This window comes from Halorientalis brevis, from assembly GCF_042678165.1.
In the GTDB taxonomy this organism is placed as follows: domain Archaea; phylum Halobacteriota; class Halobacteria; order Halobacteriales; family Haloarculaceae; genus Halorientalis; species Halorientalis brevis.
The window spans coordinates 43,831-59,823 of record NZ_JBHUDJ010000014.1 but is presented as its reverse complement, the minus strand read 5'-3'; the positions used below and the strand labels follow the sequence as shown (position 1 = coordinate 59,823).

The window sequence follows — 15,993 nt, the reverse complement described above, 5'->3', positions numbered from 1 at the left end:
GATAGCCCTGGTAGGGATTAGGAGGTCCTATTATCCTTATATTGGTAACGATTCTCGAACAGTAATATTAGTAACCTAATTTTCTGTCAGGTCTCCCCGTTTATGAATGCGGTTGTGATCCCCCAGAACCCGGCGGGGAACGGCTACATACGTGCCGATATGTGTCTATCAACAGTACTGTACACTGGGGAAAATAACCGTTTCCTCGCCGCGTGCCAATTGCTATCAGGCCAATTCGAGCCCGCGAATTGCCACGCACTCGTCGCCGTCCTGAACGTCGCCGATGATCCGCCCGTCGTCGGTCGCCTCGACGACGGCTTCGGCGTCTGCTTCCGGCAGCGCAGCCACGAATCCAGTGCCCATGTTGAACGTGCGGTGCATCTCCTCGTCGCTTACGTTCCCCTCCGTCTGGACGAACTCGAACACCGGCTGAGCCTCGAAGGGATCGGTGATCTCGTAGTGGAACTCGCCCATTCGGGTCAGATTCGTCCAGCCGCCGCCGGTGACGTGGGCGGCCGCGTGCGTTTCGTTGGCCAGCAGCGGATCGAGGAGATCGGTGTAGAGGCGCGTCGGTTCGAGCAGCACCTCAGCGATCGTCCGATCCGTGTCGTGGGGGAACGGGTCCGTGTAGTCGTGGTTCTGCGTTGCGGCCTGGCGTGCGAGCGTCAGTCCGTTCGAATGAATCCCCGTAGAGGGGAACCCGACCAGCACGTCGCCGGGTTCGGCCTCGCCAGGGAACACGTCGTCTTTGGCCGCTAGCCCAGCGCAGGTGCCGGCGATGTCGAGGCCCCTGATGACCTCGGGCATGACGGCCGTCTCGCCGCCGACCAGGGCGACGTCGGCGCGGTCTGCGCCTTCGGAGAGCCCTTCACCGATCTGTTCGCTGGTCTCGTCGTCGGGTTCTTCGACGGCGAGGTAGTCGACGAACGCGACCGGGCGGACCCCCGCGGCAACGAGGTCGTTGGCGTTCATCGCGATGCAGTCGATGCCGATGGTGGAGTAGTCGTCGATGGCTTCGGCGACGAGCAGTTTCGTCCCGACGCCGTCGGCTGCCAGTGCGAGGTAGCGGTCGCCGATGTCGAGCAGGCCGGCGAAGTCGCCCTCGAAGCCCTCCGTCGCACCGAGGAGCGCCGCGGTCGCCGCCTCGCTGGCGTCGATGTCGACCCCGGCGTCGGCGTACGTCAGCCCCTCCTCGTCCTTATCGGCGGCTTCGCCGCCTCGTCGAGGCGTCTCCGACGCCTCGCTGTTTTGTTCGCTCATACGCGAGTGGCCGCGCGGCGTGCGCAAAAGCCCGTCGGTCCGTCAGAACGGGAACGAAAAGCCGAACATCGCGTACACTCCCAGCGCGACCGACGGAACGAACACGGCGACGAAGACGACCTTGTTCCAGTTCAACACCGTCTTCCCGTCGAGCGGGCCGAACGGCAGCATGTTGAAGCCCGCGAGAAAGAGGTTGATGATGACCCCAAGCGAGCCGACCTGTCCGAAGAAGCCGCCAGCAAACAGCGCGAGCGGCAGGAACACCGCGGCCAGACCGAGGTTCGTCACGGGTCCGGCCAGCGCGATCAGGCCGTTCTGTCTGATCGTCGAGCGCCCGCGGTGATACACCGCGCCGGGTGCGGCGAAAATGAATCCCGCCATCGCGGAGACGATAGCGATGAACAACATTCCGTAGTCCGCTCTGAACTCCGCGACTTTCCCGAACTTGATCGCGATGACCTTGTGCGCGAGTTCGTGCAGGAGGAACCCGACGCCGACGGTCAACAGGCTGAGTGCGAACATCCGGACCAGCACCGGGACGTCGAACCCGAGCAGCGCCGGCCGCTGGAAGAAGATGGTGAACGCGACGCTCAGCGCGACCCACGCAGCCGCGAAATCGAACAGCTCCCGGATGGAGAAACTGACGTTCACGTCACCAGACCCCACACGAACGTCGCACCGTTCTGGGCGCCCTGTATCATGAGCCGGGAGATCTCGTCGACGCCCCCGATCTCCGTGAAGAAGAAGGGCAGCAACACGACGCCGAACAGCATGCTCGCGATGAAACTCCCGACGTTCGTCATGGCGACGATGAGGATCAGTCGGAACAGCGGCACGTCTTTCATTCTGCCGAAGATGTCCTTGATCGGTGCCTCTTCGTCGCTCAAGATCTCGTTGAGGGTGTTGATGTCGCTGATGTTCACCGAGAGGTAGCGCAGTTCGACGTAGCCGGCGAACCACCCGGGTGCGAGCAGGGGGTTCACGCTCGTGAACCACGCGATCGCCCCGCCGACGGTCGCGCTCTGCCAGTGGGCGCCCGCGAGCTTGGCCAGGCTAAACGAGATGATGCCGTTGATGAGGAACCAGGTCCCGAACAACTGGACGAGAAAGCCAGTCGACGCGCCTTCGACGCCAGTGGCGACTGCGATACCCAACAGGAGGAAGAAGGCGAGAAAGCCGAGCGTGAACAGGTAGCCGAAGAGCTTGAAAAACGAGAATCGGCTCCCGGACTCGACGCCGACCAGCGACTCGAAGGGCGGAAGCGTTTCGGGATTGTCCAGGTAGTCCTGGATGCCGGCTCGGTGACCCGCACCGACGACCGCGATGACGTCGTATCCGGCCTCGCGAAGCTGCACGAGATTGTGTGCGATGTAGGCGTCACGTTCGTCGATGAGGGCCTCTGCCCCGCCCGGCGAGAAGTGCCGGAACTCCTCCATCATCGCGGTGACGACGTCCGCGTCCGTCAGTTCGGACATGTCGAGGTCCTCGGGGTCTTCTTCCTCGGTCGACGTGGTGAGGATGAACGCGAGGACAACACCGATGGCGCCGCCGAGCGTCAGCGCGATCGCGAGTCCGTCCAGTATCGCCAACGGTACCCCGCCCAGGACGCCGATGCCGCCGAACAACAGCGGGCCGGCCAGGAGTTCGGCGGGCAGCGCGACGAAGAATCCGATCGTCAGGCCGACTGTCAGCCCTGCCGTCGCGGGGTTCGCGACGCCCGCGATGAGGCCCCCGATGAGTTTCAACTTCTCGAGGCCTGTGAGTCGCGCCCAGAACCGCTGGATCGTCATCTGGATGTTCCGGTCGACGAGCGCGACGCCGAGGCCGAGTTCCTCGGCGGTGTCCACGGCAGCCATCATGTCGGCACCGGGCTGGATGTCGAATCGGTCACCGAGTCGGGCCTGGACGTACGAGAGCATCCAGTACGCGAGGAACTGGAACACCGTGTTGCCCTCCAGCAGGTCGCCGGGGTTCAGGTCGTCCGGCGTTTCCCCTTTCAGTTGCCGGTATCGACCCTCGTCGAGTTCGACCGCCACGACGTCCGGTCGCTGTTCCTCGATCGTCTGTTCGACCTCTTCGACACTCTCCTGGGAGACGTGTGCGGTGCCCAATACCGTGACGTCCCCTTCCCCAGTGGGGTCCCCCGGCGTGTTCGGCGTGGGCGCCGACCGTTCACTCATTGGAGTGGCATACATCTTCCCCCGTTTTACGATTGTCGGCATGACACCCGTCTCACTCTCGCACCCCCGGGCGGCCGGAGCCAGTAAGCGTTTTGTCCCCGCCGGGATAGCACGGGACATGCCGGATTTGATGGACACCTACATCGAGAACCGGGAGATGGTGCAGCCGAATCACGCGAACAATCTGGAGACCACCCACGGCGGGAACGTACTGAAGTGGATGGACGAGGTGGGTGCGATGTCCGCCATACGCTTCGCCGGAAAAGACTGCGTCACGGCGCGTATGGAGCAAGTCAACTTCCGCCGTCCGATCCCGGTCGGCGACAACGCGCTCTTGAAAAGCTACGTGTACGACACCGGCGAAACGAGCGTTCGAGTGCGAGTTCGCGCCTTCCGCGAGAACCCGCGGACGGCCGAGGCCGAACTGACGACGGATTCTCACCTCGTCTTCGTCGCGATCGACGACGAGATGGACCCGGTTTCCGTCCCCGAGTTGTCGGTCAGTTCCGAACGCGGCGAGGAACTGCAAGACGCAGCGCTGGCCAGTTCAAAGCGCGACGCCTGACGAGCGGGAATCAACCCTTATTCCGTTCCCGTACGTACTCGCGGCCATGGGACTCGACGTGTCTGCGCCGGACCCTCCAGAACTCCAGTCGGACCTGGACGCAGACGAGTACGACGACGTCGACGTGCAGGGAGACGAGTACAAACGCGAGGAACTCGAGACGTTCCTCGTAGACGGCGCCTGGAAAGAGGCGTTCTCCGAGTGGGCCGACGATGCGAACATGGACGAAGACGCGTTCAACATCGCCCGCGATCTGGAGCTGTTCGCCGACTTCGACTTCTTCTGGGACGATTTCGCCGACCGCGTGGGCTACCACGCACCGGGTCTCCCAGAAGATTGGCGCGAGCGCGAGATTCACCCGGACATCGAGTCGTGGGGCACGGTCTCTGCGATCAACGCCGGCCTCACCGAGTTCGGACAGATCGTCTGTGAGGTCCTCGAAGCGGAGTACATCGACTGGGAGGCGGACTACGAGGCGCCAGACGATCTGCCCGACTTCTGACCTAGCGGTGTGCTTCGAGCACGAACGTCTCGCGACGGTCTTTGGCGGTTACGACCTCGAATCCTCCGGCTTCGAGATGCTCCGCTGCCGTGTCAGCGTCGAATCGCTCGTCTAGCGGCGGCCCGCTGAGGCCCTCGCCGTTCGCGGTCCAGTCGGCGATCGCGACGCGACCACCGGCGTCGAGCACGCGTGCGAGTTCTGCTGTGGCCTCCTCGCTGGCGAACTCGTGATACGTCATCGTAGAGACGACGGCGTCGAGCGCGTCGTCGTCGAACGGCATGTCCTGTGCCTCGGCGGTGACGAACTCGACGTTCTCCTGGACCCCTTTTTGCTGGTACGTCTCGTGCATCTCAGGCTGCACGTCGACGGCGTACACCTTCTCGACGTAGGGCGCAACTTCGTCCGTGTAGAACCCCGTTCCACTACCGACGTCTGCGACTGTGTCGTCGAGACGAGGCTCGAACATGGCGAGCAACTCGTCGACCGAGAGGTACTGATACCGCGACAGGTCTTCGAGTTTCTCAGCCTTGTCCGCGTCGAACGTGTGAAATCCCATCTTGCGCTCGTACGTGACAGACTCGGATAAGCATACAGCTTTACAGCTGTCGGTCGGGGTAGCCGCTACCGCTCGTACTCGCCAGTGATGCGGGCCGTCGCGACGCTGTTACCCTGGAGCGCGTCCGCGATCTGATCGCGACTTGCTCCCGCCTGAACGTTCAGCGGGCGTTCGACGGCTGTCAGTGTAAATCGATACGTGTGTGAGCCGTCGCCTTTCGGCGGGCGGGGCCCTCGGTAGCCGAGGACGTCGAAAGAATTGGTCCCTTGCTTAGCGCCGTCGAGTTCCGGGGCGGTCCGCGACTGCTCGATTCCTGCCGGGATCGCCGTCGTATCCGCGGGAATGTCCCAGAGCAACCAGTGTGTAAAGGGCGGGTTCGGGGCGTCAGGATCGTCGACCACGAGAACCAACGAGTCTGCGTCGGCGGGAACCCCCGAAATCGACAGCGGCGGTGAGACGTCTGCACCGTCGAACGTGTACTTCTGCGGAATGTTACCACCGTCTTCGAACGCAGTCGACGAGAGTTGCAGTCCGCTCGCGTTGCTCCGCGTGGTCGACACTGTGTCGTCGGTCTGGGTGTTTGTCGCGTCCGGTGACGTTTCGGTACTATCCTCGCTACTGTCTGTCCCGTCGAGACAACCAGCGAGAAGGAGTCCGGTGCCACTCGACACGCTCACGAGGAAGTCACGCCGACCAGGCATAGTTCGGGATTGCGGACGGTGGCACATCAGCATGTGGGGCAGGTTCCCGGGCCGCCCAGTGCCTGGCAGTCGAGAGCTTCATTACGGGGGACGGTCCATGTTCAGCTATGGCAACTGTCATCCCACCGAAAGAGCGGGTCTGTGAGCGGTGTGGCCGACACGACGAATGGGACGATGAGACCGACGCCTGGCTCATCGTTTCCGACGGCGACGAGAAACAGGTCGGCAATCCCCACTGTCTTCACGAGTGGGACATCAACGGGAACTACAACCCGTTCGAGGACTGAACGGGTTCAGCTTCCCGATCGCAGTACAGTTGGCGCACGATCTATTGTCGTTCTCCCGCCCACTCGTTCGTCGAGTCGACCAGGAGTCTCTTCGCCAACCACAACGCGTTTTTCCAGTCACTCACTGTCGACGGGTATGCCGACAGCGTACGTCACTGCACCACCGGAGGCTGCCGAAGACATCGCGCGAACGCTCGTCGAAGAGGAACTGGCGGCCTGCGTGAACCGTCTGCCCTGCCAATCGATCTATCGCTGGGACGGCGAGGTTCACGACGACGACGAAGCGGTCATGTTCGTCAAGACGACTGCTGCAGGGTACGAAGCGCTCGAAGCACGGCTGACCGAACTCCACCCGTACGAGGTCCCCTGTATCGAGCGCTTCGACGAGGACCAGGTCCTCGACGCGTTCGCAGACTGGCGTGCCGACGCCGTCGAAGAGTAGCCGTGCACTTTGTCTGTTCTGGGGGCCGACACCTGCCAGCCAGGGTACCGAGCCACGGTCTGGTGCGCCTATCGACGTCGTCGCAGAACTCGCCGACACTGCGCCCTCGTCAACTATCGACGGCGGTGTTCACGTCACTGTCGAGCGGAGCTGCGTCGCTTACTCCTCGTCGTGGTCCGGGACGTGGTCCTCGGCGACGACGTGGTCGGTCGCCGCGTGTTCGTCGGCCAGCTCGACGTAGCGGTCGCCAGCGTAGATCCACGGAGAGTTCTCGACTTCCTTGAGTACCTCTGCGGGCGTGCCGGCGACGAGGACTGACTCGGGGACCTCGGTCCCCTCGGTCACGAGGCTGTTCGCCCCGACGAGACTCTCAGCTCCGATCTCGGAGTGGTCGAGGACGATCGCACCCATCCCGACCATGGCGCGCTCGCCGACGGTCGCAGCGTGAACGATGGCGTTGTGTCCGACCGTCGCCCTGGGGCCGATCTCGACGCCTTCGTGCAGCGTCGCGTTGTCCTGGACGTTCGCGCCTTCCCTGAGGACGATTTCCCCGTGGTCGCCCCGAAGGACCGCGCCCGGCCAGACGCTCGCCTCCGCTTCGATGGTGACGTTCCCGATGACCGTCGCTTCCGGGTCGACGTACGCGGACTCAGCGATCGTCGGTTCGACCCCGTCGAATGACCGAATCATCTGCCAATGATTCCCCGGGTTCGCTCTAAAAACTGGCGTTCCACACGGTCCCGGCGGCTCAATCGTCTTCAGTCGAGAGCGTGACGCTCGTCGGCTCGGTCGGAGAGCCGAGGGTGAACGTCAGACACCCACACAACACGAGGAGCAGTCCCCAGAGCGTCATCGTGCCGGTCGTGAGAATGTCGCGCACGGCATCCACGATGACCGCCTCGACGAGCAACGGTAACGGCGCCATGCTCAGGACGGTCTCAACCTGGAGTGGCTGGACGGGAAAGAGCATAACGACCGTCCCAACGTGCAAGAGCGTTCGCGTGGGCTCGTGGTCGAGGAGGTACATCAACGGTACGAGCGGGAAGTACAGGAAGAGGACGTGGTGGATGTTCGATGCCGGTGAGAGGAGCAACATGCCGGCGACCGTCCCCAGATACGCGAGCAGACGCGCCTCGATGGTTTCGATCCGGTAGCTCAGTACCACGAGGATCGGCGCCAGCACGGCGAGTGCCAGGAGCGGGTACAGGTGCGGCTCGACGTTCGGCAGGAACACCGAGAGCGGACGACTCAGCGTCAGCGCAGAGAAGTTCGGACTGAGTGTGTTCCCGAGGTCGCGGATGCGACTGCGTTCAGTCAGGATGAACCACGCGTAGTTCAGATTGCGATCGATCCCGAACGCCAGCACGCTGACCGCGATGGCGCTCAATCCCGTCGCGACGGCGGCTTTGATCGCACGCCAGGACCGCTTCCGAACGAGCCAGACGCCGAACAGGGCCGGAAACAGCTTCACGATGGCGGGGATCGCAAACAGCACACCGCTCACGATCTCTTGCCCTCGTTCTTCGAACAGGAACGCCAGACTCAACGCGAACAGGAGAACCGGGTCGACCTGTCCCTGTCCGAGGACGATCACTGGATACGTACTCGCGACGCAGAACAGACAGATGAGCAGTTTGTCGAGTCGGTCGAGGGGACCGCGGTGGCGCTCGATGACGGAGATGATGACCCAGCCAGTGCCGAGACAGAACGCCCCCTGGATGACCAACTGGACGAGAAACGCCGACATGACGTCCGGAAATGCAGCGAACGGGAGAAACATCCCGATGACGATCGGCGGATAGACGAACTCGCCGTTTCCGACCGGCGGACTGACACCGACGAATGGGTCCCCAGAGAGGAACAGGTCCGCGGCGTTAAGATAGGCTCTGAAGTCCCAGGCGAGTGGAATCTCCGGCGCCCAGAGGGCGAAATACGTCGGGATCAGTCCCCCACCGACTAATCCAGTCGCCAAGACGATTCGCGTTGCTAACCGGCTCGGCCGCTGTTGACGTGACTGTGAGATAACCATATTAGAAGGCAGTACGAGACAGTATCGTTGGAGGGGCATTGCTCGAAACGGTCACGGGTACGTCGATTTTCTTATTTCTGAACATATAAATCCCCACTTTCCGTAACATGTCCCCCATTCGATCGCACCGTATCGCGCCCGCGTCGTGCGGTTTCTGCCTTCACTGTACCCGCCGGAAGAGGGGTTCCACTGGCCCGCTGACCTGCTAATTTAACACTTGACTTCTTTAATAAATCGTATCGTTCTCAATAGTTGTATTCGGGAGATGCAGTTATTTGTGGTCGGCCGAATCACTCACTATGGCAGCTACTGGAAGTGACGTCGCAGTCTTCGTTTCGGGTGTCGTCCTCGCCGGAATGGCTCCGGTCTATCTCTTTCCCGGCCTGGACCTCGGTGCAATGGTCGCAATTGCCGGCCAGTCTGTCAGCTGGGTGCCGCTGGAACACGTCGGTGTCGTCGCGCTTCTCGCACTCCTCGTAGCAGCGTGGATCGACACCGATCGGGCCACCGACGTGACGGCGGACGTCGAGCGGTGGGACTAGTAATCCAGGTCGTCCGTGTATCGATCGAGCGTCAAGACGCTGCCAGCGCCGACGACGAGGGCAGCCCCGGTCCCCAGGATCACGATCGGTGTCCACTGGCCGGTGCTCTGTAACGTTTCTACCGCCGGCAGACGCAGCGCACCAGCCATCAAACTCACGAGGAACACGAGCGTTGCGCTGCGATAGTTCGAGAGTGCCCACTTGATGACGTGTGCGATCGACACGACACCGATCATCGCCCCGACCGCGAACGCCAGAATCGTCATTCCTGGCTCGACCAGCGGGGCCACCCCGCCACCGTCGAGCAGCCCGATGACATGGTCAGTAAAGGACGTGAGTGTCGCCGTCAGGTAATCGTACTGCCCGAGCAGCAGCAGGAAGAAGGCACCGGAGATGCCGGGCAGGATCATCGCCGTGATCGCGATCATTCCGGCCACGAACACGAATTCCGGCGAGTTCGGCAGTCCACTGCCCTGCGTGATTCCCGACACCCAGAACGCGAGACTGAACCCGAGCACGGCGATGCCGAGTCGCGGGACCGTCGTCACGTCGACCTCGCTGTAGAGTACCAACGCCGACGCTGCGATCAGGCCGAAGAAAAACGCGAACGTCGGCCCGCGCGCGCTCGTGAGTGTGAACTGGACGGCTCGAGAGATGACGATCAACGCAGTCACGACACCCAGGCCCAACGCGACGAGGAATCCGAGGTCCATCTCCACCAGGTCGTCCCACAGCGCTTGTCGCCCAGCCGACGTGTGGAGACGGGGGACGTGTTCGAGTGTCCGCGGGTTCAGCGACGTGATCGCCGTGATGAGTCGCTCGTAGATGCCGGTTATCAGGGCAATCGTCCCACCGGACACGCCTGGGACGGAGTCAGCCGCGCCCATACACATCCCTTTCAGATAGACGACGAGCCAGTCGCGGAGGGCTGAATCGACCACGTGTCAGGGACTGACCCGGTTGGGGGCCGGGGCGATGTTCGACGGCGTGCTCGTGGCAGTGGTCTCGTTGTCGGACCCGCCTGACGTCGGCGTCGCGGTCGTCGAGCCGTCGGTCGAGTTAGTGTCGTCCGTCGTGTTCTCGGCGGTAGTGTTCGAGTCGGAATCCGTCGGGACGTCGGTCGTGGGACCGTCGGTTGCCTGGGACATGTTCTGCAGGTCGGCCAGTTTCTGTCGTTCGAGCGTGACCGTCGTCGGCGAATCGGTCTCGCCGATGACCTGCGCCTCAGTCACCGTCGCGTTCGCGTTGTACTCGAACACCGTGTCGTTCGTGACCTCAGCGTCCGTGTAGACGGTGTAATCGCTCACGGCACGAGCGCTCACGTTGGTGTATCCTTCGTCGGGACTCCAGTTCTCGTACCCGGTCGTCGAGTACGGGACCGTCATGCTGAACTCGCCGTCAGCACCGGTCTGGGCCTGCTGCTCGTAGGTGAACGTACCGTTCTGGTTCGGCGAGTTTACCTCGACTTCGGCGGTGACCGTCGTGTTCGCCGGGCCGGTCCCCTCGATGGTCGCACCCGGAACCCGCTCGAAGATCTTCACCCACGGTGGGGTCCCCTGTCCCTGGAAGAACAGGGAGTCGATGTCCCGGGAGAGTTGCATCCGCTGTTGGTCAGTCATGTTCTGCAGGTCGATTCCTCCGAGGAGGCCGTTTCGCTCCTGGACGATCGTCGTCGGCCAGGAGCGGCCTGCAGTGGCCGGTGTCTCGGCGTTCCGCACGAGGCGGTAGTGTTCGAGCGCCTCGACGTACTGGGGCGGATTCGGTCCGACGCCGCCGACCTGTGCGGTGCCCGTCTCCTCGGCCTGCTGACGGAGTCGCTGGAGGGCGATCTGGCTGCCGTCACGGCGTGCCTGCTTCTGAAGCTGTTCGAGCGCTTGATCACTCGTGTTCTGTCGGTCGACGCGGAGGAACCACTGCGGGACACCTCCCTGTCCGACGGAGTAACGCTTCCTGTCCGCGGACGGCACCGTGTACGCAGTTCCGCGCTCGGTCTCGATGGTCGAGTAGTTGATCATGACCGGGTTCGGCGTCTGGGCGCTCCCGTGGAAGTGCCAGAGCCGGTTGACCATACTATCGTAGTACCGCTGTGACCGAAGGTGATAGGCGGTCGTCGGGGTCGAACCCTGGATGGCCCAGACGGTGTTGTAGAAGTCCTGCTGCGAGACGTTCCCGTCGTCGTAGAAGACGATCGGGGCGAAGAACTTCCCGCCGAGGCGGCTTTGGGTGTTCACCATCTTCCAGTCGACCATGACGTAGCGGGTCTTGGCGTCGTCTTCCTCCATGCGAGACAGCACGTCGTTGGCCTGGGTCTCGTTGGGAGCCAGCAGGAAGTTCGCGGCTTGCGTCGAGCCCTGCTGGAAGGGGTTCGCGTTCGGAATCCGCTCACCGCGCTGGGTGATCCAGTGACCGTAGTCCCACCAGGACATGACCCCGTAGGATCCGTCGGGATAGTCGTAATCGTTCTGTCGCTCGTAGGTCCCGAGGAACTGCATCTGGTCACTGTTGCCGGCGCCACCGTAGTTCCCGACCGCTGGCGTGTTGTTCTCGAGCCAGGAGAGGCTGCTATCCCAGCCAACGACGCCGGGACTCGGGGAGTTCGCCTGGCCTTGCTCCCAGGCCGTCGTCGCTCCCTGGCCTGAACTCACGGCGAGCGGCGCGACGATCAACAGGAGGACGGTCGCGACCGTCAGCACCTGGAACGCTTCGATGTCGTGGACGTCGTCAGTCGTGCTGATGTACCGGAAGAGCAGCATCACCAGGTACGCGTTCAGCACCGCGATGGGCAAGACGAGGTAGTACTCGAATCGCGACTGCGTGAGCGTTGCGAAAAACAGCATCACTGCCCAGACAACCACGAACAGCGACTCTGCCCGTGCGTTGCGGTTCCGGAGCTGAGAGAGGACGATGATGAGCACGCTCGCGAACGCGGTCACGAATGTCAGACCGAAGTGTGCGAACAGTACACTGATCGGCTGTTGGAGCGGCTGGGCCTCACCGACAGTCCCCGCCTGAGCGCTCGTTCCGAACCCGACGACGCGCTCGACGTTGTTCGCGAGGAAATTGTACAGATCGGGTGTCAGGAGGTTGAGCAGCAGCGTCCCAGCAGCGAGGATCCCGACGATGACGACCGGGTACGCGCGGTGGTCGATGTCTCGGGCCTCGAACTGTCGGGCCACCCAGGCCATGAATGCAGTGCCGAGGGCGACGGAAAACGCGAGGAGCGGCTGGAGTAGCGAGAAGTTCGTCGCAGAGATCTCGAACGTGTTGAACGGGACGAGCGCGAGCATTCCCGCGACGGTCAGGGAGACCACGCCGACGAAGGCGACGTGATCCGGACTCTGTCCTCGCAGGAAGTCCGCGATGAGTTGCAGGAGGAAGAACACGCCGAGGATACCGAGCAGCAGAACGCCCGGAGGCCACACCCAGAGATAGATGCCGACGCCGACGCCAGCGAGCGCGGACCACCCGAGCGGGTTGCGGAGTGCGTTCCATTCACGGTTCACGACGAGTTCCCAGACCGGTCGTTCCTTCTGCGCGACCGCGAGAGCCACCATGATGGCGACGACCGCGATCATCTGGAAGAGTGCTTCGCCGATCTGGTGGTCCGAGAACCCGACGAGACTCCGCTGGAGGAAGCCACCGGTCGACATCGCGAGGACGAGGACGGAAACGAGTCCGCCGAACCGACCACCCAGACGCTTCCCTGCGAAGTAGACCGGAATGGCCACGAGCGTCCCGAATACCGCGGGCGCGAACAGGACTGTCGTCGCGACAGTTTGCTGACTCGGATCCCCCAGCCCGACGATCAGCGCGACTGTCGCCATGATCTGGTCAAAGAACGTCCCGAACTGACTGGAACTCGTCCCGTAGGCGAAGTACGTCCACGGGTCGAACGGCATCGTCTGCGGCCAGTTGTGTACCGTGTAAGACGTCTGACGAAGGTGATACCAGGCGTCGTTCCCCGAAAGCAGGACGTTTCCGTTCCGGTAGAAGTTCGACCACCCGCGGACCCGGACCCACAGCATGAACGCTAGCAGGACGACGAGCGTTGGGATGTGATACCACCGTCTGATGTCTCTCAATGCGTTGCTAATATCGAAATCTTCGATACTCCCCCGGCGTTGACTCATTGACCGGGTTAAAAACGAACGCCCGGATAAGCTTTGTCAAATCCACTGGCTAAGTTCGGTCGACTGATTCCGGAACTCGACAGGTGAGTCGCCCGCAAGGCTCACGTTCCTTCAAGCGCCAACGACTATACACTGCGTCCAGAACGCCGCGATGGCTTGTGGCTCGTGGAGAAACGATGTTCGGAGATCGGGACACCTCAGATTCGTTCGTCGGCGACCAACGAGCAGTCACGATAAACAACGTCGCAGCCGTCGCGACGCTGCTCGTATTCACTGTCGTTATCGGTGGTGGGCTCGGGGCAGCCGTGTTGTTCGCCGAGGAGGAAGACACTGGTCCCCCGTCGGCGAACTTCACGTTCAATTATTTCGACGAGAGTGACACGCTCCTCGTCACAAAGGAGGAAGGGGACAGACTTCCTGCTGGCGAATTGCTCGTGACGAACGGCAACGTGAACGTTACGTGGGCAGCAGTCGCGAACGTCAACAACACGACGCGTGTCAAACAGGGAGACGGTATCCAACTCAGCCGAGGGAGCGCGTTCAGCAGGTCGGTCTCGTCGACAGACAAGATTACCATCTACTGGACCGGTGGCAACGAGACCCGCAAACTCGACGAGTGGACCACAGAATGACCGTCCACTGTCGAAGGAAAACGGTTTTTTAACGTGAATGCTGATTGCGGAATATGCGTGTCTCGGTCGTTCTCTGTACACACACCCTCGACCGCTACGAGGCCTTCACCGACGCTGCCGAGAGCGTGCTCGCTCAAACGTACGACGATATCGAGCTCGTGCTCGTCAGCGACGGCAACGAGGCCGTCGCCGAGCGGTTCCGAAGCGACTACGGCGACCGGGACGACGTGGTGACCCACTGCAACGACGAGAACGTCGGACTCCTCGAAAGCCGAAACAACGGTGCCGAGGTCGCGACCGGTGACGTCGTGGCGTTCATCGACGACGACGCCATCGCGGATCCAGACTGGGTTGCAGAGCTCGTCGAGGCGTACGAAGACAAGGACGCACTGGCCGCAGGGGGGAAAATGACGCCCGCGTGGGTCGCAGGCCGACCGACGTTCCTCCCAGAGGAGTTCTACTGGCTCGTCGGCGTCACCCACCGCGGATTCGCCGACGGTCCTGGAGAGGTCCGCAACACGTTCGGGTCGAACATTTCCTTCCGGCGTGACGTGTTCCTCGAACTCGATGGGTTCGACACGAACATCGGTGGCCGGCAGGGCGATAAGAACCTCCAGGGCGGGGAGACGGAACTGTGTGCACGTCTCGCTGACGAGTACGGACACGGGGTCTACTACAACCCACGTGCGCGCGTTGCGCACAAGGTGTACGACTACCGGACCGATCCGAAGTGGCTTCTCGACCGGGCGTTCTGGCAAGGTTACTCGAAACGCGGGATGGAAGTTTTTCTCCCGGCTTCGACCGGCGAGGAGTACGATTTCATCGGCCAGCTGATCGGGGAGTTCGTTCCGGAGCGCATCCGTGGCCTCCTTGCCGGACCATCGGCCGAGAAAGTCGTTCAGTTCGTCATGCTGTTCGTGTTCACTGCCGTAGTCGGGAGCGGCTATCTCTACGGGATGGTGAAGTGGCGGTGAGAAAACGTCGGTATACTTATAGATGCGCCCACGGAGTTGCCATACAATGACGGACGCCGACGCGTCGACAGACCTCAGTGACCTCGAGGTCGCCGTCGCCCACTGGGGGGTCAACGCGTGGGGCGGGGCCGAGTACCTCGTGACGAAACTCGCCGAGGCGCTCGGGTGTGACCGCGTGTACACACTCGGCGAACCGGATCCCGACACGACCAATCCATACGGTGACGTGCAGTTCGTCGACGTGACCGACACGCTCTCGCCCGGTCCCCTCCGGCGGCTCCAGACTCGCGTCGGCCGCGTGTTCGAGTACGCCCTCTGGGAAGACGTCGACTGGCGCGAATTCGGTCGTCCAGATGTGTTGCTCACGTCTGGGGCGACCACCCGGGCCGTAATTACGCCCGATGACACCCTCCATCTCAACTACTGCCACTCGCCGGCACGGTGGTTCTACGACCGCTATCACGACCGCAAAGACTCGCTGGTCGGCCAGTTGGCTCGCCCACTGTTGCGGTACCTGCGCATGCGCGATGCCACCGTGGACGCCCGCGTCGACGGTTACTTCGCCAACAGTCCGATCGTTGCCCGCCGTATCCGGAAGTACTACGAGCGTGACTCGGAGGTACTCTATCCCCCGGTCGCCGTCGACGAATACGAGGATCGCGGGGACGAGGGGTACTACCTTCACCTGGGCCGCCTCGACGAGGAGAAGGGCATTCCTGCGATCGTCGAGGCGTTCGCTGGCACCGACAATCGACTCGTGCTGGCTGGCGGCCGCGGTGACGTGAGCGACGACGTGATGGCCCGCATTCGTCGTGCCGACAGCATCGACTATCGGGGATTCGTCGACGAGTCCGCGAAGTTCGAGTTGCTCGCGAACTGCCGAGCACTCGTGTTCAACGCCTACAACGAGGATTTCGGGATCGTTCCCATCGAGGGCAACGCAAGTGGCAAGGCAGTGCTCACCCGCGACGAGGGATTTCCGGGACTGTTCGTCGAGGAGGGGGAGAACGGTCTGCTCCACGACGGGACGGCCGCCGGTATCCGGGATGCGGTCGCGCGGTTCGAGCGTGACGGGATCGAATCTGAGCCGCGCGAACGGGTCGAAAAATTCTCAATGACAGCATTTCAAAACCAACTCGAATCCAACGTCGTCCGGTTGTACGACCAGTTCCGGGCGACGAACTTCTGTTAAC

At 62.5% G+C, this 15,993-nt stretch carries 17 protein-coding genes; 8 read left to right on the top strand and 9 right to left on the bottom strand.

What is annotated here, in order from left to right:
* Positions 1–225: 225 nt before the first annotated feature.
* Genes purM through ACFR9U_RS16645 form a run of 3 tightly spaced genes read right to left on the bottom strand, consistent with a single transcriptional unit; the run spans position 226 to position 3,440 of the window.
* On the bottom strand, positions 226–1,260 hold the full coding sequence (purM, locus tag ACFR9U_RS16655) for a phosphoribosylformylglycinamidine cyclo-ligase (RefSeq protein WP_247378239.1): 1,035 nt from the start codon (positions 1,258–1,260) through the stop codon (positions 226–228).
* A gap of 42 nt (positions 1,261–1,302) precedes the next feature.
* Entirely contained in the window at positions 1,303–1,926 is a 624-nt protein-coding gene (locus ACFR9U_RS16650) for a zinc metalloprotease (protein WP_247378237.1), read from the bottom strand.
* The gene (locus tag ACFR9U_RS16645) at positions 1,908–3,440 is read right to left on the bottom strand and encodes a TraB/GumN family protein (RefSeq protein ID WP_247378234.1); all 1,533 of its coding nucleotides are present in this window, start codon (positions 3,438–3,440) and stop codon (positions 1,908–1,910) included. Before ACFR9U_RS16645 ends, ACFR9U_RS16650 begins: the two co-directional genes overlap by 19 nt.
* 118 nt (positions 3,441–3,558) lie before the next feature.
* Here ACFR9U_RS16645 and ACFR9U_RS16640 point away from each other — a divergent pair, with 118 nt between their 5' ends.
* Together ACFR9U_RS16640 and ACFR9U_RS16635 are read left to right on the top strand one after the other, a co-directional pair.
* On the top strand, positions 3,559–4,005 hold the full coding sequence (locus ACFR9U_RS16640; protein ID WP_247378232.1) for an acyl-CoA thioesterase: 447 nt from the start codon (positions 3,559–3,561) through the stop codon (positions 4,003–4,005).
* Positions 4,006–4,051: 46 nt separating this feature from the next.
* Positions 4,052–4,507, top strand: coding sequence for a hypothetical protein (locus ACFR9U_RS16635; protein WP_247378230.1), 456 nt, complete (start codon positions 4,052–4,054; stop codon positions 4,505–4,507).
* Position 4,508: 1 nt separating this feature from the next.
* Here ACFR9U_RS16635 and ACFR9U_RS16630 read toward each other — a convergent pair whose 3' ends face one another.
* Positions 4,509–5,063 carry a class I SAM-dependent methyltransferase gene (locus tag ACFR9U_RS16630; protein ID WP_247378228.1) on the bottom strand — a complete coding sequence of 185 codons (555 nt, stop codon included), beginning with the start codon at positions 5,061–5,063 and terminating at the stop codon, positions 4,509–4,511.
* Positions 5,064–5,128: 65 nt separating this feature from the next.
* Positions 5,129–5,764, bottom strand: coding sequence for a YbhB/YbcL family Raf kinase inhibitor-like protein (locus tag ACFR9U_RS16625; RefSeq protein ID WP_247378226.1), 636 nt, complete (start codon positions 5,762–5,764; stop codon positions 5,129–5,131).
* Between the two features lie 107 nt (positions 5,765–5,871).
* Between ACFR9U_RS16625 and ACFR9U_RS16620 the strand changes: the two genes are divergently transcribed.
* Entirely contained in the window at positions 5,872–6,051 is a 180-nt protein-coding gene (locus tag ACFR9U_RS16620; protein WP_247378224.1) for an HEWD family protein, read from the top strand.
* Between the two features lie 136 nt (positions 6,052–6,187).
* Positions 6,188–6,493 (top strand): divalent-cation tolerance protein CutA, encoded by a 306-nt coding sequence (gene cutA / locus ACFR9U_RS16615; RefSeq protein WP_247378223.1) that lies wholly within the window; start codon positions 6,188–6,190, stop codon positions 6,491–6,493.
* Between the two features lie 159 nt (positions 6,494–6,652).
* Here the strand turns inward: cutA and ACFR9U_RS16610 are convergent, their stop codons facing one another.
* Together ACFR9U_RS16610 and ACFR9U_RS16605 are read right to left on the bottom strand one after the other, a co-directional pair.
* Complete coding sequence (locus tag ACFR9U_RS16610; protein WP_247378222.1) at positions 6,653–7,183, bottom strand: gamma carbonic anhydrase family protein; 531 nt, start codon at positions 7,181–7,183, stop codon at positions 6,653–6,655.
* Positions 7,184–7,241: 58 nt separating this feature from the next.
* Positions 7,242–8,465, bottom strand: a complete 1,224-nt coding sequence (locus tag ACFR9U_RS16605; RefSeq protein WP_247378221.1) for a glycosyltransferase family 87 protein — start codon at positions 8,463–8,465, stop codon at positions 7,242–7,244.
* Between the two features lie 356 nt (positions 8,466–8,821).
* On the opposite strand from ACFR9U_RS16605, the gene ACFR9U_RS16600 reads away from it, so the two are divergent.
* On the top strand, positions 8,822–9,064 hold the full coding sequence (locus ACFR9U_RS16600; RefSeq protein ID WP_247378220.1) for a hypothetical protein: 243 nt from the start codon (positions 8,822–8,824) through the stop codon (positions 9,062–9,064).
* Here the strand turns inward: ACFR9U_RS16600 and ACFR9U_RS16595 are convergent.
* A complete protein-coding gene (locus ACFR9U_RS16595; protein WP_247379023.1) occupies positions 9,061–9,957 on the bottom strand; it encodes a DUF368 domain-containing protein in 897 nt (298 codons plus the stop codon). The genes ACFR9U_RS16600 and ACFR9U_RS16595 overlap by 4 nt on opposite strands.
* A 51-nt stretch (positions 9,958–10,008) precedes the next feature.
* Positions 10,009–13,194, bottom strand: coding sequence for an oligosaccharyl transferase, archaeosortase A system-associated (locus ACFR9U_RS16590; protein WP_247378218.1), 3,186 nt, complete (start codon positions 13,192–13,194; stop codon positions 10,009–10,011).
* Between the two features lie 176 nt (positions 13,195–13,370).
* Between ACFR9U_RS16590 and ACFR9U_RS16585 the strand changes: the two genes are divergently transcribed.
* The 3 genes from ACFR9U_RS16585 to ACFR9U_RS16575 are packed head-to-tail and all read left to right on the top strand — an operon-like array spanning position 13,371 to position 15,992.
* Positions 13,371–13,826, top strand: a complete 456-nt coding sequence (locus ACFR9U_RS16585) for a type IV pilin (protein ID WP_247378216.1) — start codon at positions 13,371–13,373, stop codon at positions 13,824–13,826.
* 53 nt (positions 13,827–13,879) lie between these two features.
* Positions 13,880–14,800, top strand: a complete 921-nt coding sequence (aglG, locus tag ACFR9U_RS16580) for a glucosyl-dolichyl phosphate glucuronosyltransferase (RefSeq protein ID WP_247378214.1) — start codon at positions 13,880–13,882, stop codon at positions 14,798–14,800.
* Between the two features lie 46 nt (positions 14,801–14,846).
* Positions 14,847–15,992 (top strand): glycosyltransferase, encoded by a 1,146-nt coding sequence (locus tag ACFR9U_RS16575; RefSeq protein WP_247378212.1) that lies wholly within the window; start codon positions 14,847–14,849, stop codon positions 15,990–15,992.
* Position 15,993 lies beyond the last annotated feature (1 nt).